This window comes from Curtobacterium sp. TC1, assembly GCF_019844075.1.
In the GTDB taxonomy this organism is placed as follows: domain Bacteria; phylum Actinomycetota; class Actinomycetes; order Actinomycetales; family Microbacteriaceae; genus Curtobacterium.
This window is the reverse complement of the sequence record NZ_CP081964.1, coordinates 3,789,811-3,814,152: the sequence shown is the minus strand read 5'-3', so window position 1 is coordinate 3,814,152 and position 24,342 is coordinate 3,789,811. Positions and strand designations below refer to the sequence as shown.

General features: G+C 71.9%; 27 protein-coding genes. 21 read left to right on the top strand and 6 right to left on the bottom strand.

Annotated elements, in window-relative coordinates; translation table 11 throughout:
- Positions 1-98 precede the first annotated feature (98 nt).
- Together KZI27_RS19290 and KZI27_RS19285 are read left to right on the top strand one after the other, a co-directional pair.
- Complete coding sequence (locus KZI27_RS19290) at positions 99-2,591, top strand: ATP-binding protein (protein WP_222658852.1); 2,493 nt, start codon at positions 99-101, stop codon at positions 2,589-2,591.
- The gene (locus KZI27_RS19285; RefSeq protein ID WP_222658851.1) at positions 2,588-3,289 is read left to right on the top strand and encodes a response regulator; all 702 of its coding nucleotides are present in this window, start codon (positions 2,588-2,590) and stop codon (positions 3,287-3,289) included. Before KZI27_RS19290 ends, KZI27_RS19285 begins: the two co-directional genes overlap by 4 nt.
- On the opposite strand, the gene KZI27_RS19280 is transcribed toward KZI27_RS19285, so the two are convergent.
- Positions 3,273-4,118, bottom strand: coding sequence for a helix-turn-helix transcriptional regulator (locus tag KZI27_RS19280; protein ID WP_123311607.1), 846 nt, complete (start codon positions 4,116-4,118; stop codon positions 3,273-3,275). The genes KZI27_RS19285 and KZI27_RS19280 overlap by 17 nt on opposite strands.
- Positions 4,119-4,229: 111 nt before the next feature.
- Between KZI27_RS19280 and hxlB the strand changes: the two genes are divergently transcribed.
- From hxlB to KZI27_RS19255, 5 genes are all read left to right on the top strand, one after another.
- Positions 4,230-4,793, top strand: a complete 564-nt coding sequence (gene hxlB / locus KZI27_RS19275) for a 6-phospho-3-hexuloisomerase (RefSeq protein ID WP_222658850.1) — start codon at positions 4,230-4,232, stop codon at positions 4,791-4,793.
- 11 nt (positions 4,794-4,804) lie between these two features.
- Positions 4,805-5,428 (top strand): 3-hexulose-6-phosphate synthase, encoded by a 624-nt coding sequence (hxlA, locus tag KZI27_RS19270; protein WP_027466791.1) that lies wholly within the window; start codon positions 4,805-4,807, stop codon positions 5,426-5,428.
- A 124-nt stretch (positions 5,429-5,552) separates the two neighbouring features.
- Positions 5,553-6,293, top strand: a complete 741-nt coding sequence (locus KZI27_RS19265; RefSeq protein ID WP_123311609.1) for an alpha/beta hydrolase — start codon at positions 5,553-5,555, stop codon at positions 6,291-6,293.
- A gap of 86 nt (positions 6,294-6,379) precedes the next feature.
- Positions 6,380-7,147, top strand: a complete 768-nt coding sequence (locus tag KZI27_RS19260) for an HAD family hydrolase (RefSeq protein ID WP_222658849.1) — start codon at positions 6,380-6,382, stop codon at positions 7,145-7,147.
- 77 nt (positions 7,148-7,224) lie between these two features.
- The gene (locus KZI27_RS19255) at positions 7,225-9,735 is read left to right on the top strand and encodes a glycoside hydrolase family 65 protein (RefSeq protein ID WP_222658848.1); all 2,511 of its coding nucleotides are present in this window, start codon (positions 7,225-7,227) and stop codon (positions 9,733-9,735) included.
- A 35-nt stretch (positions 9,736-9,770) separates the two neighbouring features.
- Here KZI27_RS19255 and KZI27_RS19250 read toward each other — a convergent pair whose 3' ends face one another.
- Together KZI27_RS19250 and KZI27_RS19245 are read right to left on the bottom strand one after the other, a co-directional pair.
- A complete protein-coding gene (locus tag KZI27_RS19250; protein WP_222658847.1) occupies positions 9,771-10,157 on the bottom strand; it encodes a VOC family protein in 387 nt (128 codons plus the stop codon).
- Positions 10,154-10,669, bottom strand: coding sequence for a DUF1697 domain-containing protein (locus tag KZI27_RS19245; RefSeq protein WP_222658846.1), 516 nt, complete (start codon positions 10,667-10,669; stop codon positions 10,154-10,156). The genes KZI27_RS19250 and KZI27_RS19245 overlap by 4 nt, the downstream gene beginning before the upstream one ends.
- A 90-nt stretch (positions 10,670-10,759) precedes the next feature.
- Here KZI27_RS19245 and KZI27_RS19240 point away from each other — a divergent pair, with 90 nt between their 5' ends.
- A complete protein-coding gene (locus KZI27_RS19240) occupies positions 10,760-11,332 on the top strand; it encodes an ArsR/SmtB family transcription factor (protein ID WP_222658845.1) in 573 nt (190 codons plus the stop codon).
- On the top strand, positions 11,329-12,588 hold the full coding sequence (locus tag KZI27_RS19235) for an MFS transporter (protein ID WP_261783987.1): 1,260 nt from the start codon (positions 11,329-11,331) through the stop codon (positions 12,586-12,588). The genes KZI27_RS19240 and KZI27_RS19235 overlap by 4 nt, the downstream gene beginning before the upstream one ends.
- A 19-nt stretch (positions 12,589-12,607) precedes the next feature.
- Here the strand turns inward: KZI27_RS19235 and KZI27_RS19230 are convergent, their stop codons facing one another.
- Complete coding sequence (locus KZI27_RS19230) at positions 12,608-12,871, bottom strand: hypothetical protein (protein WP_123311624.1); 264 nt, start codon at positions 12,869-12,871, stop codon at positions 12,608-12,610.
- A 132-nt stretch (positions 12,872-13,003) separates the two neighbouring features.
- Here KZI27_RS19230 and KZI27_RS19225 point away from each other — a divergent pair, with 132 nt between their 5' ends.
- A complete protein-coding gene (locus tag KZI27_RS19225) occupies positions 13,004-13,456 on the top strand; it encodes a hypothetical protein (RefSeq protein WP_222658843.1) in 453 nt (150 codons plus the stop codon).
- Positions 13,457-13,508: 52 nt separating this feature from the next.
- Here the strand turns inward: KZI27_RS19225 and KZI27_RS19220 are convergent, their stop codons facing one another.
- Positions 13,509-14,984, bottom strand: coding sequence for an NCS2 family permease (locus KZI27_RS19220; RefSeq protein WP_222658842.1), 1,476 nt, complete (start codon positions 14,982-14,984; stop codon positions 13,509-13,511).
- Positions 14,985-15,141: 157 nt separating this feature from the next.
- Here KZI27_RS19220 and folE point away from each other — a divergent pair, with 157 nt between their 5' ends.
- The 5 genes from folE (at position 15,142) to KZI27_RS19195 (ending at position 18,771) form a co-directional block, all read left to right on the top strand.
- Positions 15,142-15,753, top strand: a complete 612-nt coding sequence (gene folE, locus KZI27_RS19215; RefSeq protein ID WP_222661508.1) for a GTP cyclohydrolase I — start codon at positions 15,142-15,144, stop codon at positions 15,751-15,753.
- The gene (gene folP / locus KZI27_RS19210) at positions 15,750-16,670 is read left to right on the top strand and encodes a dihydropteroate synthase (RefSeq protein ID WP_222658841.1); all 921 of its coding nucleotides are present in this window, start codon (positions 15,750-15,752) and stop codon (positions 16,668-16,670) included. The genes folE and folP overlap by 4 nt, the downstream gene beginning before the upstream one ends.
- A complete protein-coding gene (locus KZI27_RS19205) occupies positions 16,667-17,449 on the top strand; it encodes a pyrimidine reductase family protein (RefSeq protein WP_261783986.1) in 783 nt (260 codons plus the stop codon). The genes folP and KZI27_RS19205 overlap by 4 nt, the downstream gene beginning before the upstream one ends.
- 10 nt (positions 17,450-17,459) lie before the next feature.
- A complete protein-coding gene (locus tag KZI27_RS19200) occupies positions 17,460-18,113 on the top strand; it encodes an HAD-IA family hydrolase (protein ID WP_222658840.1) in 654 nt (217 codons plus the stop codon).
- A 115-nt stretch (positions 18,114-18,228) separates the two neighbouring features.
- Positions 18,229-18,771 carry a type 1 glutamine amidotransferase domain-containing protein gene (locus KZI27_RS19195; protein WP_222658839.1) on the top strand — a complete coding sequence of 181 codons (543 nt, stop codon included), beginning with the start codon at positions 18,229-18,231 and terminating at the stop codon, positions 18,769-18,771.
- 61 nt (positions 18,772-18,832) lie between these two features.
- Here the strand turns inward: KZI27_RS19195 and KZI27_RS19190 are convergent, their stop codons facing one another.
- Positions 18,833-19,369, bottom strand: a complete 537-nt coding sequence (locus KZI27_RS19190; RefSeq protein WP_222661504.1) for a molybdenum cofactor biosysynthesis protein — start codon at positions 19,367-19,369, stop codon at positions 18,833-18,835.
- A 339-nt stretch (positions 19,370-19,708) separates the two neighbouring features.
- On the opposite strand from KZI27_RS19190, the gene KZI27_RS19185 reads away from it, so the two are divergent.
- The 6 genes from KZI27_RS19185 (at position 19,709) to KZI27_RS19160 (ending at position 24,309) form a co-directional block, all read left to right on the top strand.
- The gene (locus KZI27_RS19185) at positions 19,709-21,301 is read left to right on the top strand and encodes a DNA-3-methyladenine glycosylase 2 family protein (RefSeq protein WP_410004039.1); all 1,593 of its coding nucleotides are present in this window, start codon (positions 19,709-19,711) and stop codon (positions 21,299-21,301) included.
- A complete protein-coding gene (locus KZI27_RS19180) occupies positions 21,298-21,810 on the top strand; it encodes a methylated-DNA--[protein]-cysteine S-methyltransferase (protein WP_111083519.1) in 513 nt (170 codons plus the stop codon). The genes KZI27_RS19185 and KZI27_RS19180 overlap by 4 nt, the downstream gene beginning before the upstream one ends.
- A 28-nt stretch (positions 21,811-21,838) precedes the next feature.
- On the top strand, positions 21,839-22,099 hold the full coding sequence (locus tag KZI27_RS19175; RefSeq protein ID WP_261783983.1) for a type II toxin-antitoxin system Phd/YefM family antitoxin: 261 nt from the start codon (positions 21,839-21,841) through the stop codon (positions 22,097-22,099).
- A complete protein-coding gene (locus KZI27_RS19170; protein ID WP_222658838.1) occupies positions 22,096-22,356 on the top strand; it encodes a type II toxin-antitoxin system RelE family toxin in 261 nt (86 codons plus the stop codon). The genes KZI27_RS19175 and KZI27_RS19170 overlap by 4 nt, the downstream gene beginning before the upstream one ends.
- Before the next feature lie 149 nt (positions 22,357-22,505).
- Positions 22,506-23,324 (top strand): alpha/beta fold hydrolase, encoded by an 819-nt coding sequence (locus tag KZI27_RS19165; protein WP_222658837.1) that lies wholly within the window; start codon positions 22,506-22,508, stop codon positions 23,322-23,324.
- Between the two features lie 112 nt (positions 23,325-23,436).
- Complete coding sequence (locus tag KZI27_RS19160) at positions 23,437-24,309, top strand: hypothetical protein (protein WP_222658836.1); 873 nt, start codon at positions 23,437-23,439, stop codon at positions 24,307-24,309.
- Positions 24,310-24,342: the final 33 nt, after the last annotated feature.

Below are 24,342 nucleotides of genomic sequence, written 5' to 3'. Positions count from 1 at the left end.
TTTGAGGAAGCCGAGGCTCGAGCCTTGGTGGGAACGGTTACGAGGAGAATATCAGTCGACCGGCTGCCCCGCAACAGCGGACGCGAGAGGATGAGCACGTGAAGCGCGGCAAGCTGCGGGTCCTGCTCGGTGCCGCACCGGGCGTCGGCAAGACGTTCACCATGCTCGAAGAGGGCCGCCGGCTGCTCGACGAGGGCCGTGACGTCGTCGTCGCCGTCGTCGAGACGCACGAGCGCGCCGCCACCGCCGCCCTCGTCACCGGACTCGAAGTGGTCCCCCGCCGCTCGGTCGCGCACCGTGGTGTGGAGCTCGACGACCTCGACCTCGACGCCGTCATCGCCCGGGCACCCGAGGTCGCCCTCGTCGACGAACTCGCGCACACGAACGCTCCCGGCAGTGCGAACGAGAAGCGCTGGCAGGACGTCGAGGCACTGCGTGACGCCGGCATCGACGTCACCTCCACGGTGAACGTGCAGCACATGCAGTCCCTCGGCGACGTGGTGCGGGAGATCACCGGCACCGTGCAGCGCGAGACCGTCCCCGACGCCGTGGTGCGCGCGGCCGACCAGATCGAGGTCGTGGACCTGGCCCCGGCAGCGCTGCGCGAACGGCTGTCCGACGGACTCGTGTACCCGGCCGCCCGGATCGATGCGGCGCTGTCGAACTACTTCCGGCTCGGCAACCTGACGGCCCTGCGTGAGATCGCGCTGCTCTGGCTGGCGGACGAGGTCGACGACGCGCTGAAGGCCTACCGCGCCGAACACGGCATCGAGCACCGCTGGGAGACCCGGGAACGGGTGCTGGTCGCCCTGACCGGCGGGCCCGAGGGCGAGACCCTGCTCCGTCGCGGTGCCCGTATCGCCGCCCGCAGTGCCGGGGGCGAACTCGCGGCCGTGCACGTGACGACGAACGACGGTCTGCGCGTGCGGCACCCGGGGGCGCTGGGCAAGCAGCGGACCTTGCTCGAGCAGCTCGGCGGCACGTACCACCAGGTCGTCGGCGACGACGTGCCGTCGACCCTCGTGCGGTTCGCGCGGTCGATCGACGCGACCCAGATCGTCATCGGCGTCAGCCGACGCAGTCGGCTCGCTGCCGCGATGACCGGTCCGGGGATCGGCAACACCGTGATCCGGGAGTCCGGCGACATCGACGTGCACGTCGTCACCCACGAGCGTGCCGGCGGCGGGATCACCCTGCCGAAGCTCGGTGGCAGCCTGTCGCGCGGGCGGGTCCTCGCCGCCTTCGTGCTGTCGGTCCTGGTCGGGCCCCTGCTCACCTGGGCGCTGTCGATCGGCAGCGACCCCGACGCCATCACCGTCGACGTGCTGGCGTACCAGTTGCTCGTGCTCGTCGTGGCGCTCGTGGGCGGGATGTGGCCAGCGGTGTTCACGGCCGTGCTGTCCGGGCTGAGCCTCGACTACTTCTTCGTGCAACCCCTCTACATGGTCACCGTCCAGCAGCCGTTGCACCTGTTCGCCCTGGTCATGTACGTGATCAGTGCGGTGCTGGTCAGCTTCGTGGTCGACCGGTCCGCGCGCCGATCACGTGCCGCCCGCCGCGCCTCGGCCGAGTCCGGGCTCCTGATGGGCATCGCCGGCAGCGTGCTCCGTGGTGACGACGCCCTGCAGGCACTGCTCGACCGCACCCGTGAGGCCTTCGGCTTCGCCGGCGTCCGGATCCGCCAGGGCGACGAGGTGCCGGCCACCTCCGGCGAGTTCGGCTCGACGCCGGACGCGTCCACGACGCTGGCTTCCGGGGCCGTCCTCGAGTTCGCGGGTGTGCCCGACGACCCGACCCAGCGCCGACTGCTGCGGGTCGTCGAGCAACAGCTCGACGCCGCCGTCGAGCACCGCGAGCTGACCCGCACGGCCGTCGGCGCCGAGCGCATCGCCGCCGCCGACCGGGTCAGGAGCGCGCTGCTCGCGGCCGTCGGCCACGACGTGCGCCGACCCATCGCAGCGGCCTCCGCCGCCGTGCAGACGCTTCGTGCGCCCGACATCGACCTGTCACGGGCCGACCGGGAGGCGCTGCTCGCGACCGCCGACGAGAGCCTCGGTCAGCTGGCGGTGCTGTTGGCAGACCTGTTGGACGTCAGTCGCGTGCAGGCCGGTGTCCTCGCGGTCACCCCGGCTGCGATCGCGCTCGAGACGGTGGTCGCCCCCGCGCTCGACGAACTGGAGCTCGGCCCCGACGACGTCGACCTCGACCTGCCCGCCGACCTGCCGCCGGTGCTCGCCGACCCGGTCCTGCTGCAGCGGGTCGTCGTGAACCTCCTCGCGAACGCGGCCCGGTACGCCCCGGACGGTACCCACGTGCGGATCGCCGCGAGCGCGTTCGCCGGCGGGGTCGAACTCCGTGTCGCCGACCACGGCCCCGGGATCCCCGAGGACCGCCGCGACGAGGTGTTCCAGCCGTTCCAACGACTCGGCGACACCGACAACGAGACCGGCCTCGGGCTCGGCCTGGCCCTGGCGCGCGGGTTCACCGAGGGCATGGGCGGCACGATCGAGGTCGACGACACCCCGGGCGGTGGGCTCACCGTCGTGGTGCGGCTGCCGATCGCCGGGCACGTGGGAGTGGAGCTCCGATGAAGGTGTTGATCGCCGACGACGACGCACAGCTCGTCCGGGCGCTCTCCGTGACGCTCGCCGCACGCGGGTACGACGTCGTGACGGCGAAGGACGGCCGCGCTGCGATCGACGCCGTCATCACCGAACGCCCCGACCTGGTGCTGCTCGACCTCGGCATGCCCCGGCTCGACGGCATCGGTGTCCTCGAGGGCATCCGGGGCTGGTCGCAGGTGCCGGTGCTGGTGCTGTCCGGACGGACGGACTCGTCCGACAAGGTCGACGCGCTCGACGCCGGCGCCGACGACTACGTGACGAAGCCGTTCCAGATGGACGAGCTGCTGGCGCGGCTGCGGGCCCTCGGACGGCGTCGCGTCCCGACCGGCGTGGACACCGTGCCGACGATCCGGATCGGCGACCTGGTCGTGGACCTCGTGGCGAAGCAGGTGACCCCGGCCAGCGGTCCCGCGATCCGGCTGACCCCGACCGAGTGGCGTCTGCTCGAGGTGCTCGTCACGAACCCTGACCGGCTGATGACCCGCGAGATGCTCCTGACCGAGGTGTGGGGACCGTCGCACGGCAACGACTCCGGGTACCTGCGGCTGTACATGGCGCAGCTGCGGCGGAAGCTCGAGCCCGACCCAGCGCACCCGCGGTACCTGGTGACGGAGTCCGGCATGGGCTACCGCTTCGCCCCCGTCGGGGTCACGCCCGGGAACTGAAGGCCGCGAGCTCGGCACGGGTGCGGGCGCCGTGCTTCCGGAGCAGGTTCGCCACGTGGTACTTCACGGTGTTGACGCTGATGCCCAGGCCCTCGGCGATCTCGCGGTTGCCGACGCCCGTTGCGAGCAGCCGCAGCACGTCGCGCTCCCGCGGGGTGAGGTCGTCGTCCGCGACCGAGTCCACCTCGGTCGGTGACGGGTCGAGGGGCAGCGAGATGTCGAGCACGGAGCCCCAGTCGGGTGTGCTCGACACCTGGACGCGCCCGTCGAGGGTCACGACGCGCTCCGCGATCGGCCGCATGGCGTCGTCGTGCACGTCGAGGGTGCCGGACCCGTCGTCACGGAGCTGCATGAGCAGGTTCCGGCCGTCGCAGTCCCACTGGATGCGGACGCGCTTGGCCGCACCGCCGTCGACCAGGGCGAGCACGGCGGTCCGGACGATGGCCCGGGCCGCGTGGGCGACGTCACCGGGCAGCGCACGGCCGGTCGTGGGCGGTTCGACGAACTGCACGTCGAGGTCACCGAACCGGACGAGCGGGCGCAGGTCGGCGCGCAGCCGTGAGAACGCTCCGGTGACCGGCTCGAGCAGGGTGCTGCGCTGGTGATCGGTCTCGGTGCGGAGGTCGACGAGCGCGGCTGACGCGATCTCGACGGCCTCGGCCCGCGCGGCGGCGTCGGACACCCGCGGTGACCGGAGCACGGCGAGCACGGACTCGAGGGTGAGCGCCTGACGGTCCGCCTGCTCGGCGACCGTCCTGGCGTGTTCCGAGGCGGCGAGCCGACTGGCGGAGCCGCCACGGGCCTCCCGGTCCGTTCCCGATGCGTCCATGGGAGCCGAACCTACCTGTCCCACCCGTGCGGACGGGGCCACCCGATCGGGTGGGGAGCCTGCCGACGCGGGTAGCGGTGCACCAGGCCGCGTGGCGGCATGCTCGTGGACATGGCAGAACCCACCGTCCCCGCAGCGTTCGACGTGATCGTGCGCGAGGTCACCGACCTCGCCGCGAACGTCGACGACGCGTCGGCTGAGCGCGCCCTCGACCTGATCGACCGGAGCCACCGGGTCTTCGTGCACGGCGCCGGCCGGTCCGGCCTGGCACTGCGCATGACGGCGATGCGGCTCATGCACCTCGGTCGCGACGTCCACATCGTCGGCGAGACCACCACGCCCGCGATCCGCCCCGGGGACGTGCTCCTCGTCGCGAGCGGATCCGGCACGACCAGCGGCATCGTGCAGGCGGCCCGCACCGCGCACGACGTCGGAGCGTCCGTCGTCGCCCTGTCGACCACCGACGACTCCCCGTTGTCCGAGGTCGCCGACGTCACCCTCGTGCTGCCGGCAGCGACGAAGACCGACCGCTCCGGCACGGCCTCGGCCCAGTACGCCGGCAGCCTCTTCGAACAGGCCGTCGCCCTGGTCGGCGATGCCCTGTTCCACACGCTCTGGTCCCGCGGCGGGCAGTCCGCCGACGACCTCTGGCCCCGACACGCCAACCTCGAATGAAAGGCATCCACATGCAGCTCCAGTTCGCCATGGACACCCTGACCACCGAAGCCGCCCTCGAACTCGCCGCCGCGGCCGCGCCGCACGTCGACGTCCTCGAGCTCGGCACGCCCCTGATCAAGAGCGCCGGCCTGTCCGCGGTCACCGCGATCAAGGAAGCCCACCCGGACAAGATCGTCTTCGCCGACCTCAAGACCATGGACGCCGGCGAGCTCGAGGCCGACATCGCGTTCTCGGCCGGTGCCGACCTGGTCACCGTCCTCGGTGTCGCCGGTGACTCGACCATCGTCGGGGCCGTCAAGGCCGCGAAGAAGCACGGCAAGGGCATCGTCGTCGACCTGATCGGCGTCTCCGACAAGGCCGCCCGTGCTCGTGAGGTCGTCGCACTCGGTGCCGAGTTCGTCGAGGTCCACGCCGGGCTCGACGAGCAGGCGGAAGAGGGCTTCACGTTCTCGACGCTGCTCGACGCCGGCAAGGAGTCGGGTGTCCCCTTCTCGATCGCGGGTGGTGTGAACGCGTCCTCCGTCGCCTCGGTGCAGGAGGCCGGTGCCCGCATCGCCGTCGCCGGCAGCGCGATCTACAGCGCGTCGGACGTCGGCGCCGCAGCTGCCGAGATCCGCGCCGCCATCAAGTAGCGGGTCACGGTCGCCCGTCTCGGGCGACATCGTGAGCAGGAATGGTCGGGTGTGCACGTCGCACCCGACCATTGCTGCTCACGAAGCGAACGCCGCCGGTGCTGATGCGCCGTACGGTGGTCGCATGAACCGAGTGCTGCGGTGGACCGCGTGGATCGTCGCCGTGCTGCTTGTGGTCGTGGTGGTGTTCCTCGTCTGGGCGCACATCGTCATGCAGGGCACCCGGAGCGCTGCGCTGCAGGTCTGGCGCGACGACCGCGTGTCGGTCCAGGACGCCGGTGACTCCGTCGTGATGACCCCGACGGGGCAGGCCGACGGCAAGGGCATCGTGTTCATCCCGGGTGCCAAGGTCGATCCGTACGCGTACATGGCGACCTTCCGGCAGGTGGTCGCGAACGGCACGACGGTCGTCATCACGAAGCCGACGCTCAACCTCGCGTTCTTCGACACCCGGCCGCTCTCCACCTTCGAGGCGCACGCGCCGGACGTCGCGACGTGGGCAGTCGGTGGGCACTCGCTGGGCGGTGTCCGCGCCTGCCAGCTCGCGCAGGACGCGGACGGCCTGCTGCTGCTCGGCAGCTACTGCGCGAACGACATCAGCACGTCGTACATCGACGTGCTGAGCGTCTCGGGCTCACGTGACGGGCTCTCGACGCCCGACAAGGTCGACGCCGCCCGGCACCTGCTGCCGTCGACCGCGACGATGACCGAGGTCCAGGGTTCGAACCACGCCGACTTCGGCGCGTACGGCGACCAGCCGGGCGACCGCACGGCGACCATCAGCCGCGAGGACGCCCGCCAGCAGATCTCGTCGGCGATCGAGGCGTGGGCGCGCGACCTGCCGCCGGCCCCCGGCCTGCGCTGACGGCGCGGCCTGCGCACCCGTGCTGGAGCGGTCCTAGACTCGATGAGAGCAACGTCCACGACCCCGTTCTCCCTGAAGGGCTGCAGATGACGACGCCGACCCGGCGCACACCCGCGCGACTCGCGGACACGCGAGCGCTCCTGTTCGACCTGGACGGTGTCCTCACCCCCACCGCCGACGTGCACATGCGTGCCTGGAGCCGGCTCTTCACGCCGTACCTCGAGGCGCACGGGGTCGCGCCGTACACGCAGGCCGACTACTTCGCGTACATCGACGGCAAGCCGCGGTACGACGGCGTGCGCTCGCTGCTCGGGTCGCGGGGCATCGACCTGCCGGAGGGCACCCCGGACGACGGCCCGGACGCCGACACCGTGTGCGGTCTCGGCAACCGGAAGAACGGCGAGTTCACCGCCGAGCTGGACGAGCACGGCGTCGAGCCGTACCCCGGCTCGCTCCGGTTCCTCACCGCCGCGATCGACGCCGGCTTCCACGTCGCGGTCGTCTCGAGTTCCGCGAACGCCGTCTCGGTGCTGCGGACCGCCGGCATCCTCGACCGGTTCCCCGTCGTCGTCGACGGGCTCGTCGCACGTCAGGACGGCCTCGCCGGCAAGCCCGCCCCCGACACCTACCTCGACGCCGCCGGACGGTTCGGTCTGACCGCCGCCGAGTGCGTCGTGGTCGAGGACGCCACGAGCGGTGTCGAAGCCGGCCGGAACGGGGCCTTCGGCCTCGTCGTCGGGGTCGACCGCGGAGCGGGCGCCGACGCGTTGCGCGCGCACGGTGCCGACGTCGTCGTGACGGACCTCGCCGACCTGGTCGCGGACCTTCCCCGGGCGACCACCAGCACCACGTAGGCCAGCGGACCGGAGGCGAGCCGCGCCTCCCGGTCGAACCGACGTCCCCACGCCACTCTCCCTTCCCACGGAGCACCATGAACCCCATCACCTCGGACCCGCTCGACCGCGTCCGGTACCCGATCGACGAGTGGGCACTCGTCGAGACCGAGTACACCCCCGACGAGCAGGGCGTCGCCGAGACGAACTTCGCCGTCGGCAACGGGTACCTCGGCCTGCGCGGCAACCTCGACGAGGGCCGCGGTGGCGTGCAGTACGGCACCTACATCAACGGGTTCCACGAGACCTGGCCGATCCGGCACGCCGAAGACGCCTTCGGGTTCGCCAAGACCGGGCAGACGATCATCAACGCGCCCGACGCCAAGGTGATCCGGCTGTACGTCGACGACGAACCCCTGGTGCTGGCCGAGGCGGACATCCTCCACCACACGCGGCGGCTCGAGTTCCGCGGCGGCTACCTGTTCCGCGAGACCGAGTGGTCGACGCCGTCCGGCAAGCGCGTGCTGATCCGGTCCCGCCGTCTGGTGTCGTTCACCGACCGCCACCTCGCCGTGATCGACTACGAGGTCACCGTGCTCGACGCGGACGCCTCGATCCTGCTGTCCAGCCAGATCCTGAACCGCCAGGACGTGCAGGACGAGTACCACGCGGGGATGCGGGCAGCGGCGAACGCCTTCGACCCGCGCAAGGCCGAGGCCTTCACCGACCGGGTGCTCGAACCGAAGCTCAAGCGCAGCACCGGCGCCCGCTCGCTGCTCGGCTACCAGGCGTCGAGCTCCGGCATGACGATCTGCGTCGGCGTGGAGCACCACCTCGAGACCGAGAACAGCTGGGACGAGTCGTCGTCGATCGACGACGACCTGGCGAAGCACGTCTACCGCGTCCAGGCGCGCGCCGGCCAGCCGATCCGACTCGTGAAGCACGTGGTCTACCACACCTCCCGCGGAGTCCCGGTGCGCGAACTCGCCGACCGCTGCGACCGGACGCTCGACCGGGCGCACGCCGAGAACATCGACGAGACGTTCGAGAAGCAGCGCGTCTGGCTCGACGACTACTGGGCGCGGAGCGACGTCGAGATCGCCGGGCAGCCGGCCATCCAGCAGGCCGTCCGGTGGAACCTGTTCATGCTCGCGCAGGCCACCGCCCGCACCGACGGACACGGCATCGCCGCCAAGGGCGTCACCGGCTCCGGGTACGGCGGACACTACTTCTGGGACATGGAGATCTACGTCCTGCCGTTCCTGTCCTACACGGCGCCGATCGTCGCCCGGAACGCCCTGCGCTTCCGCTACAACATGCTCGACGCGGCACGCTCACGGGCACGTGAGCTGAACCAGCGCGGCGCGCTCTTCCCCTGGCGCACGATCAACGGCGAGGAGTCCAGCGCGTACTACGCCGCCGGCACCGCGCAGTACCACATCGACGCCGACATCGCGCATGCCCTGATGCAGTACGTGCGGGCGTCCGGAGACACCGAGTTCCTGAAGCGCGGAGCGATCGACGTGCTCGTCGAGACCGCTCGGCTCTGGGCCGACCTCGGCTTCTGGCGCTCCAACGGCGACAAGAAGTTCCACATCGACGGCGTCACCGGACCCGACGAGTACACGACCGTGGTCGACGACAACCTGTACACGAACGTCATGGCGCGGGCGAACCTGTGGTTCGCGGTCAACGCGTGCCGCGAGCTCGCTGCCGACGACGTCGAAGAGTACGACCGGATGATCCGACGCACCGGCCTGCGCCCCGACGAGCTCGTCGAGTGGGAGCACGCCGCCGAGTCGATGGAGATCCCCTTCGACCCGCACCGTGGCATCCACCCGCAGGACGCCCAGTTCCTGGACAAGGAACTCTGGGACCTCGAGAACACCCCCGAGTCCAAGCGCCCGCTGCTGCTGCACTACCACCCGCTGGTGATCTACCGGTTCCAGGTGCTCAAGCAGGCCGACGTCGTGCTCGCGCTGTTCCTGCAGGGGCACGAGTTCACCGCGGCCGAGAAGCGCCGCGACTTCGACTACTACGACGCGCTCACCACGGGCGACTCGACGCTGTCGGCGGTCGTGCAGTCGATCATGGCGGCCGAGGTCGGGTACCACGACCTCGCCGACCAGTACTTCCAGACGGCGCTCTACGTCGACCTGGCCGACCTGCACGGCAACACCTCGGACGGCGTGCACATCGCGTCGACCGGCGGCATCTGGGGTGCACTCGTCAACGGGTTCGGCGGCATGCGCGACCACGGCGGCCGGATGACGTTCAACCCGCGGCTGCCGCGGCACTGGGACGCCCTGACCTACCGCCTGACCGTGCGTGGATCGCGCGTCCGGGTGGACCTCGGGCAGGACTCCATGACCTTCACGGTCGAGACGGGCTCGGGCTTCACCGCGTGGGTGCACAACCAGCAGTGGGACATCGAGGCCGGCGAGCCGACCGTGGTGCCGCTGCCGCACCAGGGGCCGCGGATGTCCGGGCACGCCCCGACCACGAGCGACATCCAGGGCACGCTCCGTGCGGACGGCTCCGTGATCACGGCGTCGATCCCGACGATCTCGCTCGAGCGCGACTTCGACGTGGACGAGACGACCACGTAGGGCGGCGGTCCGGCTGTCGGGGGGCGCTCGACCGGTCAGCTCGCGACGAGCTCGACCTTGAACCGTTCGGCATCCTCCAAGAAGGCAGCACGGTGATGCGGCCCGCCGACGAACGGGTGGCGGTCCTCGTAGAGGCGGCCCCAGCCGTGCGCCGGTGCGTCCGTCCACAGCTGCTCGACCTGGTCGGCGTCGCCGGCGTGGAACGCCAGGTGGCTCAGTCCTGGCCGCCGACGGTCGTGCGCGCCGTCGAGCGGGGCGGCCTCGAGCACGACGTAGACGTCACCGAGTCGCCAGCTGCGGCCCTCCGGCCACTGCTGGAACGGCGCGTACCCGAGCTCGCCGAGCAACCAACCCCACGCGCTGCTCGCCGTGTCGAGGTCGCGCGTGCGGAGCTCGACGTGGTGCAGGGCGCCTCGGGTCACAGGAGCTTCCGGAGGGTGTTCGTGTTGCGCGTCGTGGTCGAGCGCTTGAAGCGTGCTGCCCCGGCCCGCTTCGCGAACACGGTGTCCGTGCTCGAGCCCTTCGGGCAGGACCAGTACACGACTCCGTCGCCCCGGGCGACCTGCTCGACCGTGGCGTCGACTGCGAGGTCGGTGAGCAGTGCGTCGAGGGCGTCGTCGTCGGAGCCGAACACCACGTAGTCGTGCCGGTCGTCCGCCCGGTCGAACGGGAACCCTTCGATCACCGCCGCCAGGTCCTCGTGGCGGACGAGCACGATCCACGCGTCGTAGCCGAAGCGGTCGCGGAGCGCCTGCTCGATGGTCGTCTTGAGGGTGGAGGCGTCGGCATCCGTGCCGAACACCACGTTGCCGGACGCGAGCACCGTGCGGACGTCGGCGAAGCCGAGCCCTCGGAACAGGTCCGCGAGGTCGGCGCTCCTGATCGTGATGCCGTTGACGTTCACTCCGCGCAGCAGCGCGATCCACTTCGCCATGCCCGAACCGTAGCGCGGCACTGGTCGGTTCAACCGACCAACTACACAAGAATCGTTGCGCAAGAACTGTTGTGCATCTAAGGTCGGACCATGACCGTTCGCAGACTCGACGACGCCGCCCACATGCGCGCCCTCGCCCACCCGACCCGACTGCGGATCGTCGGGCTCCTGCGCTCCGGTGGGCCGCAGACCGCGGCGATGCTCGGCGAGGAGATCGACGAAGCGCCCGGCACGATCAGCTACCACTGCAAGCGGCTGGCGGACGCGGACTTCATCGAGCCGGCTCCGGAGCTCGGTTCGGACCGGCGGGAACGGTGGTGGCGGGCGACGGCGGACCACACGTCGTGGGATCTCGCCGACGCGTTCGACGATCCGGAACGCATGCTCGCGACGACCGCGCTCGACCACACCGTCGCCGATGCGTACGCGGCCGAGTACGGGCGGTTCATCGACCAGGCGCCCGTCCTGGGGCGTGAGTGGGTCGCGGCGTCGACCAGTTCCGACGAGGTGCTGCGACTGACCGTCGAGGAACTCAGCGGGCTCGGCGCCGAACTGCGTGCCGTGGTCGGGCGATGGACGGCCGTGAGCGACGCGCACACGCCAGGCGACGGCTCGGAGCGCGTCATCGCCGTCACGCAGAGCTACCGGATGGGGCGAGCGTGAACGCCCGGGCCCGGCTGCGTGCACTGCTCGCGGTCCAGGCCGTCTCGAGGACCGGGAACGTCGTCACGACCGTGGCCGTGCCCTTCGCCGTCCTCGCGCGGGGTGGCTCGGCGACGGACGTCGGGATCGCCGCCTTCGCCGCGACGGTGCCGATCGTCCTCGGCGGCCCCTTCGGCGGAGCGCTCGTCGAGCGGGTCGGGTTCGTCCGGTCGAGCGTGGCGTCGGACCTCGTCAGCGGTGCGACCCTGCTGGCGATGCCGGTGCTCGCCTGGACCGTGGGTCTGCCGTTCTGGGCGCTCCTGTCGCTCGTCTTCGTGAGCGGCCTGTTCGACCTGCCGGGGGAGTCCGCACGTCGGGTCCTGCTGCCCGGACTCGCGCGATCGGCCGGCGTTCCACTGGAGCGGGCGGTCGGGCACTTCGAGGCGTCGCAGCGACTGTCGGTGCTCATCGGCGCACCGCTCGGCGGTGTGCTCGTGGCGGCTGCCGGCCCGATGGCGGCACTCGTCTGCACCGCGGTGGCGTTCGGCACCGCAGCCCTGCTCGCTGCGGTGCTGGTCCGTCCGGCGGAGGACGACGGAGCGGGCGCGGGCGCTGACGCGGCTCCGACCAACGGGTACTGGCGGGACATCGCCGAGGGCTTCCGGTTCTGCGTCCGCGACCCGTTCTTCCGGCTCGTGATCGCCCTCGTGCTGGTCACGAACCTGCTCGACGCGGCCCGGTCGACGACGTTGCTCCCGCTCTACGCCGCCGACACCCTCGGTGGGGCGCAGGCGCTGGGCTTCGTGACGGGAACATTCGGCGGTGCGGCGTTCCTCGGGTCGGTGGCCTTCGGGTACGTCGCGCACCGCGTTCCCCGTCGGATCACCTTCGTCCTGTGCTTCGTGCTCGCCGGCGGGCCCTCGCTCCTGGTGCCGGCACTCGGCCTCGGGCTGCCGTGGATGCTCGCCGCGGCGGCGCTGTCGGGGCTCGCCGCCGGGTCGCTCAACCCGATCCTCGGCGCCGTCGAGCTGGAGCGCATCCCGGAGCACATGCGCGCCCGGGTGTTCGGGCTGCTCGGAGCCGGTTCCTGGGCGGGGATCCCCCTCGGCGGGTTGCTCGCCGGCTTCGCGGCCGATGGCATCGGCGTCCAGGCGACGTTCGGGGTGGTCGTCGTGCTCTACACGGTGGTGACGCTCGCGCCACTGACGGGTGGCGCCTGGCGCCTCATGGAGCGACCGGATCCGGAGCGGGCGCCGGCCGAACGCGTGACGACGTAGTCCACACTCGACGCGGTGCTCACGTCCAGGTCCGCGCGACGCCCCAGCCGTTGCCCTCGGGCACGATGTCGACCACCAGCGTGTCCCCGTCGTCGGCGGTCGCCTGGAACCGCCAGCCGACCGTGCGCTCGGGTGCGTGGGTGATGGCGGTCGGCAGTTCGGCCCGTGTGACGGTCAGACGGGTCGGGGTGTCGCTCACCCGCCAGCGGCGTCCGGCCCAGACCAGCCGGCTCGGCGCACCCTCGGCCCACCACACCGTGGCGGCCGTCTCCGTGATCATCATCGGGTCTCCTCGTTCGAACGTGTGTTCGAATGCTAGGTCGACTGACGCGACCCCGCAAGAGCTCGCCGACGCGACGGCGGGTCGCGGACGACGCCGCCCGCAGGTGCAGACGCCGTCGTGTAGACGGGGAGCATGACGAACGACGATCAGGGCCCCGACGCACAGCACCAGGTCCCCGAGGGAGTGTCCGACGCCACGGTCGAGGCACTCGGCACGCTGTCCGCCGCGGTCGAGGTCATCGAGCACGCCCGCGGTCTGCTCTACGGCTTCCACCGCATGACCGGCACCGCCGACCTGAACCTCGGCGAGGCCGTCGAGCAGCTCCGGAAGGCGGGGCACACCGAACTGGCCGACCGCATCGACACGGAGCTCGTCGGCCGCAACGTCATCGCCGGCCGCTGGACGTTCCAGGTCGTCGAGGACTACGACGACGGGTACTACGCCCTCGCCAAGGAGCTCGAGCGCACCGCGCGGGACGAGCTCGTGCAGGGACGCCGCCACCTGTTCGAGGCGGGCATGAAGGAGGACCGGCGGACGGACGGTCGACGCCACCACGAGGCGACGCCGAGCGACCTGTCGGACTGAGCACGGGCCTCCCGGCCCGCTCTCGCAGACTGACCGTCCCGGCGACCTGGCTTCAGCCGACGCCGAGCAGCGCCTCGAGCGGTCCGCGCGCGAAGTACAGCAGGAAGCCCGCGGCGACGACGTAGAGCAGCCACGAGACCTCACGGCCACGGCCGGACAGCAGCTTGATGAGCACCCAGCTGATGAAGCCGGCGCCGATGCCGTTCGCGATCGAGTAGGTCAGTGGCATGACGACGATCGTCAGGAACGCGGGCAGGGCCGAGCCGAAGTCCGACCACGAGATGTCCGCCACCTGCGCCACCATGAGCGCTCCGACGACGACGAGTCCGGCCGCGGCGACCTCGAGCGGGACGACCTGCGTGAGCGGGGTGAGGAACATCGACGCCAGGAACAGCAGGCCGGTGACGACGGAGGCCATGCCGGTGCGGGCGCCCTCGCCGATGCCGGCGGCGGAGTCGATGAAGACGGTGTTCGACGACACCGAGGCGCCACCACCGGCGATGGCGCCGACGCCCTCGACGACGAGCGCCGACTTCAGGCGGGGGAACGTGCCGTCGGGCTTCGCGACGCCGGCGGCCTTCGCGAGGCCGGTCATGGTGCCCATCGCGTCGAAGAAGTTCGTGAACACGAGGGTGAAGACGAGCATCGACGCGGCCAACGGCCCGATGCGGCTGAACGCGCCGAACAGGTCGGCGTGACCGACGAGCGACAGGTCGGGGAACGCGAACAGGGCGCTCGGCAGGCCGGGCGCGTTGAGGTTCCAGCCGGTCTTCGAGTCGACCGAGGTCGGCACCTGGAAGATCGCCTGCAGGATGATCGCGATGATCGTGGTCGCGACGATGCCGATGAGCAGCGCACCCTTGACCTTCCGGGCCATGAGCGTGCCGATGATCACCAGGCCGATCAGGAACACGATGGTCGGCAGGGCGCCGACGGAGCCGTCCTCGCCGAGCTGCAGGGGCGGGGACGCGAGCCCGGACGAGCGCACGAAGCCCGAGTCGACGAGTCCGATGAAGGCGATGAACAGGCCGATCCCGACGGTGATCGCGGCCTTCAGCTGCGCCGGGACGGCGGTGAAGATCATCGTCCGGATCCCGGTCAACGCGAGGACCACGATGATCACGCCGTTGATGACGACGAGACCCATCGCCTCGGCCCACGTGACCTGCTGCACGACGCTGACGGCCAGGAACGAGTTGATCCCGAGGCCGGCGGCGATGCCGAACGGCAGGTTCGCGATGACGCCCATCGCGATGGTCATCAGCCCGGCGACGAGTCCGGTCGCGGCGGCGACCTGTGCGTTCTCGAGCCAGCCGCCGGAGACGTCCTTGGCGGCCTGGTCGGCGCTGAACCCGCCGAGGATCAGCGGGTTGAGGATCACGATGTACGCCATCGTCACGAACGAGACGAGTCCGCCTCGGATCTCACGCGGGATCGTGGATCCGCGCTTCGTGATGGAGAAGTATCGGTCGAGGCCGGTCGCGAAGCGGTTCCGGGGTGTGGTGTCGGTCTGCGGGGCGCTCACCACGAGAGTTTAAAGGATGCTGGGTTTCGGGGGTGTCACACGGATCTCACAGGTTGCGGCAGCCGGGAGGCCCGTCCCACGCCGATCGCGCACCTCGCGCTGGGCGCCGGTTCGCGTTCTCCGGCCATGGCTGGTGTTGGATGGGTGGGTGACGTCACGCATGGACCGTGCCCGCGTCGAGGCCGCGGTGCGCGAACTCCTGCTCGGCATCGGCGAGGATCCCGATCGCCCCGAGCTCGAACGCACTCCCGCTCGGGTCGCCGACTCGTACGCGGAGTTCTTCTCCGGTATCGGAACGGACGCCGTCGCCATCGCCCGCGACGGCACCGTGCACGCCGAGGACGGTGAGCGCGGGCGTCTCGTCATCGTCCGCGACGTGAAGTTCCGGTCCGTCTGCGAGCACCACCTGTTGCCGTTCCTCGGGGTCGCGCACCTGGCCTACGCGCCGGGCGACCGCCTGATCGGACTCGGCACCCTCGCCCGGGTGCTCGACGCCGTGGCCTCGCGCCCGCAGCTGCAGGAACGGCTGGGCGAACAGGTCGCCGCGACGATCGCCGAGGGGCTCGGCGCCGAGGGTGTCCTCGTGGTCCTCGACGCGCAGCACCAGTGCGTGACGACCCGCGGGGAGCGCCAGACCGGTTCGACGACCGTGACGGTGGCGGCGACCGGTTCGCTGGCCGACGCCGCGGGCCGGGCCGAGGCGATCGCGCTCATCGGCGCGGGGCGTGTGACGGACACCACGCACGTGGCGAGCGACGGGGCGGACGCATGACGGGCCTCCCGGGCGTCGCAGCCGGACCCGGCTGGGTGGTGCCCGACCTGCGTGACCCGGTGCGCACGATCGGCCGCCGCACCATCGACTTCGACCACCGCATCGCCGTGATGGCGATCGTGAACCGGACCCCGGACTCGTTCCACGACCGCGGCGCCACGTTCGAGCTCGACCGGGCCGTCGAGGCCGCTGTCCGGGCGGCCGAGCAGGGTGCCGACTGGGTCGACATCGGCGGCGTGAAGTTCGCCCCTGGTCCGGAACTGCCCGCCGCCGACGAGGTCGACCGGGTCGTCCCCGTCGTCGAACAGCTCGCCCAGCAGTCCGACGTCGTCATCAGCGTCGACACCTTCCGCCCGGAGGTCGCCGCGGCGGCGATCGCGGCCGGCGCGAGCGTCGTCAACGACACCACCGGCCTGTCCGACCCACGGATGGCTGCCGTCGTCGCGGACTCCGAGGCCACGATCGTCATCACGCACTCGCTCGCCGAACCCCGTCGTCCGCTCGAGGCACCGCCGCAGTACGACGACGTCACCGCGTCCGTCGTCGGGTTCCTGCGGGAGCGCGTCGACCGGGCGCTCGCCGCGGGCGTCCCCGAGTCGCGGATCGTCGTCGACCCGGGCCACGACCTCAACAAGAACACCGTCCACACCCTCGAGCTGACCCGGCGGCTGCCCGAGGTCGTGGCGCTCGGCTACCCGGTGCTCGCGGCGGTGTCGAACAAGGACTTCGTGGGGGAGTCGCTCGGGCGCCCGCGCGGCGAACGCCTGGCGGGCTCGCTCGCCGTCGCGACGGTGAGCGCGATGCTCGGTGCGCGGATCGTCCGGATGCACGACGTCGCCGAGAGCGTCGACGCGATGCGCATGGTCGAGGCGACGCTCGGCTGGCGGGCACCGGTGGAATCGAGGCACAACACGTGAACCTCCTGCCCCCGTCGATCGCGGACCTGTCCGACGACGACCTGCTCGACCTGTACACCGCGGGTGCCCCGGCGCCGTGGCTGCGGGTGAACTTCGTGGCGACGCTCGACGGGTCCGCCTCGGCTGCCGGTGTCTCGGGGTCGCTCGGCGGCCCGGACGACCTGCGCGTGTTCGACCTGCTGCGCCGGGTGGCCGACGTGGTGCTCGTCGCCGCGGGCACCGTGCGCGACGAGGGCTACGGGCCGATGGTCCTGCACGACGCCGACGTGACCTGGCGTCGGGCGCACGGCATGCCCGACCACCCGGTGTTCGCGATCGTCTCGCGGTCGCTCTCGCTCGATCCTGCTTCGCGGGTGTTCACCGAGGCGCCGGTCCGGGCCGTCGTCCTGACCTCCGCTGCGGCGGCTGCGTCGGAGACCGGGGTCGCGCTGTCGTCCGTCGCCGCCGTCGTGCCGTGCAGTCCCGGGGCCGATCCCGGATCGGTCGACGTGTCGCTCGTCCGCGACGCACTGGTGGCGCGGGGGCTCGGCACGATCCACTGCGAGGGTGGTCCCTCGTTCCTGGGTTCGCTCATCGCCGCGGACGCCGTCGACGAGCTGACCCTGACGATCGACCCGTCGCTCGAGGGCGGTGCCGGCCCGCGGATCGCCCGCGGCGGTTCCCCGGAGCTGCGGCGGATGCGCCCGGCGCACGTGCTCCGCGGTGCGGGTGACGTGCTGCTCACCCGGTACGTCCGGGCGGAGCCGCCCGCCCCGGTGCCGGTCGACCGCGTCGGCTAGGGTCGGGCGCGTGATCGACATCGTGGCGTCCGGGGTCCTCTTCGACATGGACGGGACGCTCGTCGACTCGACCGCGGTGGTCGAGTCGACCTGGACCCGGTTCGGGCAGTCGCGCGGCATCGACCCGGCCGAGATCCTCGCGTTCTCGCACGGCCGCCAGGCGATCAGCACGATCCAGCACTTCCTGCCCGACCTGGACCGCGAGGAGCAGCTGCGCATCGCCGCCGAACTGGTCGCCGAGGAGAGCGCGAGCAGCGAGGGCATCTCCGAGATCCCCGGCGCCGCGGCCTTCGTCGACCGGCTCCTCGCCGCGGGGGTCCCGGTGGCGCTCGTGACGAGCGCGCCGCGCGACCTCGCCGCCGGGCGGATGGCCGCCGCGGGACTGACGATGCCGACGGCGTTCGTGCCGTCCGAGGACGTCGAGCACGGCAAGCCCCACCCCGACGGGTACCTGCGCGGTGCCGCGCTGCTCGGGGTCGACGCCTCCGACTGCGTGGCGTTCGAGGACGCCCCCGCCGGCCTCGAGTCGGCCATCGCCTCAGGAGCGACCACGGTCGTCGTCGGCCCGCACGAGTCCGACGTCACGGCCGGGCTGCACCGCGTGTCGGGGTACGACGGCATCACCGTCGAGGCAGAAGGGTCCGCTTTCCGCATCCGCGGCTGAGCGGTCGCTGCGTCCTGCGGGCACGCTCGGCGCTCCCCGACGACCCTCGGGTGCGCGGCCGGAACCACCGGGCCGCACGTGCGGCCGGAACCACCGGGCCGCGGAAGGAGCGACCATGGCAACCCTGGACGGCAAGAAGGTCCTCGTCATCGCGACGAACTACGGCGTGGAGCAGGACGAGATCGTCGTGCCCGTCGACCAGCTCCGCGAGCGCGGTGCGACGGTGACGGTGGCGGCGCAGGAGTCCGGTCCGATCGCGACCCTCGTCGGCGACAAGGACCCCGGGAAGTCCCTCGACCCGGACACCACCATCGCCGGTGTCAACGTGACCGGGTACGACGCACTCGTCGTCCCGGGCGGCACCATCAACGCCGACACCCTGCGGCAGGACAACTCGGCGGTCTCCCTCGTCACGGCCTTCGTCGAGGCGAACAAGCCCGTCGCGGCGATCTGCCACGGCCCGTGGACACTCATCGAGGCGGGTGTGCTGCGCGGGAAGACGATCACCTCGTTCCCGTCGTTGCAGACCGACGTCCGGAACGCGGGTGCCGAGTGGGTCGACCACGAGGTCCAGGTCGACGGCGGGATCATCACGTCGCGCAACCCCGACGACCTGCCGGCGTTCGTCGACGCGATCGAGAGCGCGCTCACCGCGTGAGCACGGTGCGGCGCCGCTGACGGCGCCGCCGCTGACGCCGCCGCCGCTGACGGCGCCGTCGTCAGTCCAGTGCGACGGGGCCGGTCGTCCGGAGCACCGCGGGTCCGAGGGTGAGCACACCGTCGGACTCGGGGTCACACCGGACCCCGCCCCGTCCGCGCATCGCCCGGAACGCCCCCGGCGCGACCTCGTGGTCCATCCACGCGCACGGGTTCGCCGGCCGGTACCCGCGGAACAGCACTGCACCGCTGCCGGGGCTCTGCAGCGAGAACCGCTCGCCCCGGAGCGCTTCGACGTCGGCACCGCGCAGGAACACGTTCCGCCGGGTCGCCACGGGGTCGACCGGTACGCCGAGCGACCGTCCGACGTCCTCGAGTCCCTCGAGCCCGATGACCGTCACCGAGGCGTGCACGTGCGCCCGCGCTGCGAAGTAGCGGTCGCCGACGATGCCGAGCCCCGCGCGGAGTTCGATGCGGTCCCGCAGCTCGTCCGGGTCGTCCGGTCGGACCGGTACCGCTCCGTCGGCTGGCCGGCCCTCGTAGCGGTGGCGGCGTGCCACGAGCAACAGCGCGATCTCGACGTCGGCGCGGAACGGCAGGTCGACGTGAGCGGCGAGGTCGACGGAGCCGACCCGGTGGTCAGACGCGGCCACGTCGTCTCCGGAGGTCACCCGCCCAACGCTAGCCGGGCCTCCCGGTCGACGGCGGTCCTGTCGGCGGGACGAAGTCGTCTCGGTCTCGGCGGCACGCCGGCGTCGCTGCGGCGGCGCCCGGGTTCCACAACACGCCGTGCGCGCGCCACCGAGGTTCCACAAGTGCGCGCACAGAGCGCCGACATGCCGAGATTTCGGAACCTCGAGCCGCCACGCCGCCACCGCCGCCCCGTCCGATTTCCGCCAGTCGCGGTCGGTGGTGCGTGCCAGGCTGGGCCCGTGACCATCCCCGGAACCGACCAGCTGCACGCCGAGCGCTACCGTGTCGTCGCGTCGCGCGACGCACGCTTCGACGGCCAGTTCGTCACGGCCGTGCACTCCACCGGCATCTACTGCCGCCCGAGTTGCCCGGCACGCACGCCCCGCGAGACCGGCGTCACCTTCTACCGCACGAGCGCCGCGGCGCACCTGGCCGGCTTCCGCGCCTGCAAGCGCTGCCTGCCCGAGGCGACCCCCGGCAGCCCCGAGTGGGACCTGCGCGAGGACGTCGCCGGACGCGCCATGCGCCTCGTCCTCGACGGCGTCGTCGAGCGCGACGGCGTCCCGGGGCTCGCTGCACGGGTCGGCTACTCGGAACGCCAGCTCAACCGCATCATGACGGCCGAGCTCGGCGCCGGACCGAAAGCACTCAGCCGCGCACACCGCGCCCAGACGGCACGCACGCTCCTGACGTCGTCGGACCTGCCCATCGCGGACGTCGCGTTCGCCGCCGGGTTCGCGAGCATCCGCCAGTTCAACGACACCGTCCGCGAGGTCTTCGGCGTGACCCCCTCCGAACTGCGTGCGCGCCGGACGCCACGGCCCACCCCGGACGGCGTCCTGCACGTGCACCTGCCCGCGCGCCCGCCGTTCGACGCGCAGGGGCTCCTCGACTGGCACGCGCTGCACGCCCTGCCCGGCCTCGAACACGTGGACACCGACGACTCGGGGCGGGTCACCTCCTACGGGCGATTGCTCGACCTGCCAGGAGGCCCGGGCTGGTTCAGCGCGTCGGCTGCGGTCGCGGGGACACCCGGCTCCACGGCCCCCGGTCGTGGCACCGGGATCGACCTGCGGGTGCGCGTCAGTGACCTGTCCGACCTGCCGACGCTCGTCGCCCGCGTCCGGTCGTACTTCGACCTCGACGCTGACCCGGTCGCCGTCGACGCCGTGCTCGGCTCCGTGCCCGAGCTCGCCGCAGCCGTGCGGCGGGTCCCCGGGCTGCGGCTGCCGGGGGCGGTCGACGCGCACGAGATCGTGTTCCGCACCCTGATCGGGCAACAGGTCTCCGTCGCCGCGGCCCGGACGGCACAGACGCGGCTCGTCGCGGCGCTCGGCGCTGCCGTGCCGGCGTCGATCATGCCGGACGGCCTGCTCTTCCCGTCCGCCGCCGTCATCGCCGTCCGCGGGCACGAGGTGCTGCGCGGTCCGGCTGCCCGCGTCGACACCATCCTGCGGGTCGCCGCGGCGCTCGCCGACGGGTCGCTCGTGGTCGACGGCGGGCAGTCCCTCGACGAGCTGCGGGCCCGGCTGCTGGCGGTGAAGGGCATCGGGCCGTGGACCGCCGACTACGTGGCGCTCCGGGTCCGGCACCACCCCGACGTGTTCCTCCACAGCGACCTCGCGGTGCGCAACGGTGCACAGGAACTCGGGCTGCCCGGAACGGCGCGTGCGCTCTCCCTATGGTCGGAGCAGGTGGCGCCCTGGCGGAGCTACCTGACGATGCACTGCTGGCGACCGATCATCGACCGCGCGATCGCGACGGCCGCCAGTGCACCCGCGCACGGCACCGCCCGTGCGCGCCGCGCAGACGACGACCCTCGGAAGGACGAACGATGACCGACGCAACCATCCAGACCCTGGACACCCCGGACGGGGCCTTCACCGTGCTCGAGGACGCGGAGGGCCGGGTCCTCGCCTCGGGCTGGACCGACTCCGTCGACCGGATCCTCGGGCGACTCGCCGACCGGTACCGACCCAGTCGGATCGTCGACGGCACGGTCGCCGCCGCCGACGCCGTGGACGCCTTCTACTCGGGCGAGGTCGAGCACGCCATGCAGGTGCCGGTGCGACAGTTCGGCACCGACCTGTTCACCGAGGGGTGGCGGCAGCTCCGGCGCATCCCGGCCGGCGGCACCCTGACCTACACCGAGTTCGCGGGGGCGATGGGCCGTCCGGACGCCGTGCGGGCCGCAGCGAGTGTGTGCGCGAGGAACGCGCCCGCGCTCTTCGTGCCGTGCCACCGGGTGCTGCGGTCGGACGGCACGCTCGGGGGCTTCGCGTGGGGGCTCGACGTCAAGCGGTCGTTGCTCGAACGCGAATCGGTCGGCACCACGGCGCTCGTCTGAGTTGTACAAAACGCTCTAGAATGTACAGGTGAGCGAAGTGTCGATCTCCGAAGCACGTGGCCGCCTGGCGTCGATCATCGACGACGCCCGGCACGAACCCGTCTACCTGACCCGGCGCAACAAGCGCGTCGCGGCGGTGGTGGACGCGGATGTCCTGGACCGCCTGCTCGAGGCGGCCGAGGACCTCGACGACCTGATCGCGTACGACGCTGCCATCGCGGAGAACAAGCGCATCGGCGGTGAGAACGTGCAGTGGGACGATCTCAAGCGCGAGCTCGGGCTCGGATGACCTGGTCGGTCGAGGTCATCCCGTCCGCGCAACGTGTCATCCGCAAGCTCCCGCCCGACGGTCGTCGGCGTATCGAGGGACTCCTCGCGATCCTCGCCGAACACCCGCAGCCCCCGGCAGCTCGGAAGCTCGTGAACCGACCCGGTTGGCGGGTCCGATCGGGCGACTACCGCCTGATCTACGAGATCGACGACGGCCGACTCGTCGTCGTCGTCGTCGATGCCGGCCATCGCCGGGCGATCCACCGCGACCGCTGAGCGGCGTACGAGCAGAATCGGACCGGTCGTCTCCCCCTGGTTGCGGGTGGTGACGTGGGAGCGCTCCGCTGTCATGCTCAGAGGACCGACCCGCCCGGTCCCTCCCGAGGACCCGACGCAGCGCCGTCGTACCCTCTCGGAAGGCCCCAATGGACCAGCACGTCGACCGCACGGTCGTCTCCGCCGACGGCACGGTCCTCGCCGTGTCCGACGCCGGGGCCGGTCCGGCGCTCGTGGTGGTCGGCGGCGCCTTCGACCACCACGGCACCCCCACGGTCGAGCGCCTGACCGGTGGACTGCGGGACCGGTACCGGGTCATCACGTACGACCGGCGTGGGCGCGGCGCGAGCGGCGACACGACCCCGTGGGCGATCGAGCGCGAGGTCGAGGACCTCGCGGCCGTCGTTGCGAGTGTGGACGGACCCGTCGCCGCGCTCGGCCTCTGCGTCGGCGCGGGAGTGGTCCTGCGTGGCCTCGCCGCCGGTGTCCCGCTCGGGGGTGCCGTGCTGTGGGAGCCGCCGTACCGCGCGACGGTCGACCCGCACGCCGACGACGTCGTCTTCGCCGACCTGCTCGACGAGCACGTCGCCGCCGGCCGGCGAGCCCAGGCCGTCCGGGCCTTCCTCGCGCACGTCCTGGGTGTGCCGATGGGGCAGATCTCGGCGCTGCGCCTCCGCGGAACACTCTGGCGGTCCCTGGTCGTCGACGCCCACGTGCTCAGCCGCGACGTGCGGGTGCTCAACGGCCTGGCGATCCCGGAGCGGGTCGCGGCAGCGGTCGGCGTGCCCGTGCTCGTCGCCGCGGGCAGCGACGGCCACGAGTGGATGCGGCACGCGGCCCGTGCGGTCGTCGAGGCCGTGCCGGGCTCGGACTACGTCGAGGTTCCCGGGCAGGGCCACGTGCCCGACCCGGTGGCGATCGGTGCCGTGCTCGACCAGTTCACCGCGAGGGCAGTCACGCGGGGCTGAGAGGATGGCGTGGTGAACCCAGCTCGTGCTGGGGAGTTCAGCTCTCCTGCGAAGATGGTGCCGTGAACCCAGCTCGTGCTGGGGAGTTCAGCTCTCCTGCGAAGATGGTGCCGTGAACGCACCTCGTCTCGGTCTCCTGCTCGACGTCGACGGGCCCATCGCCAGCCCCGTCTCCCGCACCATCGCGATCCCGAGCATCATCGAGGACCTCGTCGCCCTCGCCGCCGAGGGCATCCCCGTCGTCTTCAACACCGGCCGGAGCGACGCCTTCATCCGGAGCGAGGTGGTCGGACCCCTGCTGGCCGGTGGTCTCGCCGAGGGCGGTCGCGTGCACGCCGTCTGCGAGAAGGGCGCCGTCTGGTGCTCGATCGGCCCGCAGTACGAGGGCGGCATGGGCGAGCTCACCGTCGCCGAGGACCTGGCACTCCCGCGCGACTACGCCGACGAGATGCGCGAGCTCGTCCGCACCGACTACGCCGACCTGGTGTTCTTCGACGAGACGAAGCGCGCCATGGTGTCGATCGAGCAGCGGGTGGAGGTGCCGAACGCCACGTACCTGGCCCGTCAGCCGGAGTTCGACGCGAAGGCGATGGCGGCCCTCGAACGTCGCGGCCTCGGAGTGCGGCGTCTCGACGACGTCCGGCCGGACGCCGACGGAGCCGTGCAGTGGCGGATCGACCCGACGATCATCTCGACCGACGTCGAGTCCGACCGGAGCGGCAAGGACATGGGGGCCGCGCGGTCGCTCGAGCTCCTCGCGCAGGACGGCGACCTGCCGACGGCCTGGCGCACGATGGGCGACTCGCGCAGCGACTACTCGATGGCCGATTGGTTGCACGCGAACGGCCACGACGTCGCCCACGTCGACGTCCGTCCCTCGGACGGCGTGCCGACGACGCCGTACCCGGTGCTCACCGCACCCGACGGGGTGATCCACGACGAGGCCGGAGCGCGGTTCCTGCGCGACTGGCGCCGATCCGCCTGAGCCGAGCCGGGCCTCCCGGTCGGTGGCCACCAT

Excerpts from the sequence above, each read along its gene's own strand:
- KZI27_RS19285 (WP_222658851.1), top strand. The coding sequence starts at position 2,588 with ATGAAGGTGTTGATCGCCGACGACGACGCACAGCTCGTCCGGGCGCTC.
- KZI27_RS19280 (WP_123311607.1), bottom strand. The coding sequence starts at position 4,118 with ATGGACGCATCGGGAACGGACCGGGAGGCCCGTGGCGGCTCCGCCAGT.
- hxlB (WP_222658850.1), top strand. The coding sequence starts at position 4,230 with ATGGCAGAACCCACCGTCCCCGCAGCGTTCGACGTGATCGTGCGCGAG.
- hxlA (WP_027466791.1), top strand. The coding sequence starts at position 4,805 with ATGCAGCTCCAGTTCGCCATGGACACCCTGACCACCGAAGCCGCCCTC.
- KZI27_RS19265 (WP_123311609.1), top strand. The coding sequence starts at position 5,553 with ATGAACCGAGTGCTGCGGTGGACCGCGTGGATCGTCGCCGTGCTGCTT.
- KZI27_RS19260 (WP_222658849.1), top strand. The coding sequence starts at position 6,380 with ATGACGACGCCGACCCGGCGCACACCCGCGCGACTCGCGGACACGCGA.
- KZI27_RS19255 (WP_222658848.1), top strand. The coding sequence starts at position 7,225 with ATGAACCCCATCACCTCGGACCCGCTCGACCGCGTCCGGTACCCGATC.
- KZI27_RS19245 (WP_222658846.1), bottom strand. The coding sequence starts at position 10,669 with ATGGCGAAGTGGATCGCGCTGCTGCGCGGAGTGAACGTCAACGGCATC.
- KZI27_RS19240 (WP_222658845.1), top strand. The coding sequence starts at position 10,760 with ATGACCGTTCGCAGACTCGACGACGCCGCCCACATGCGCGCCCTCGCC.
- KZI27_RS19230 (WP_123311624.1), bottom strand. The coding sequence starts at position 12,871 with ATGATGATCACGGAGACGGCCGCCACGGTGTGGTGGGCCGAGGGTGCG.
- KZI27_RS19225 (WP_222658843.1), top strand. The coding sequence starts at position 13,004 with ATGACGAACGACGATCAGGGCCCCGACGCACAGCACCAGGTCCCCGAG.
- folE (WP_222661508.1), top strand. The coding sequence starts at position 15,142 with ATGGACCGTGCCCGCGTCGAGGCCGCGGTGCGCGAACTCCTGCTCGGC.
- folP (WP_222658841.1), top strand. The coding sequence starts at position 15,750 with ATGACGGGCCTCCCGGGCGTCGCAGCCGGACCCGGCTGGGTGGTGCCC.
- KZI27_RS19195 (WP_222658839.1), top strand. The coding sequence starts at position 18,229 with ATGGCAACCCTGGACGGCAAGAAGGTCCTCGTCATCGCGACGAACTAC.
- KZI27_RS19180 (WP_111083519.1), top strand. The coding sequence starts at position 21,298 with ATGACCGACGCAACCATCCAGACCCTGGACACCCCGGACGGGGCCTTC.
- KZI27_RS19170 (WP_222658838.1), top strand. The coding sequence starts at position 22,096 with ATGACCTGGTCGGTCGAGGTCATCCCGTCCGCGCAACGTGTCATCCGC.
- KZI27_RS19165 (WP_222658837.1), top strand. The coding sequence starts at position 22,506 with ATGGACCAGCACGTCGACCGCACGGTCGTCTCCGCCGACGGCACGGTC.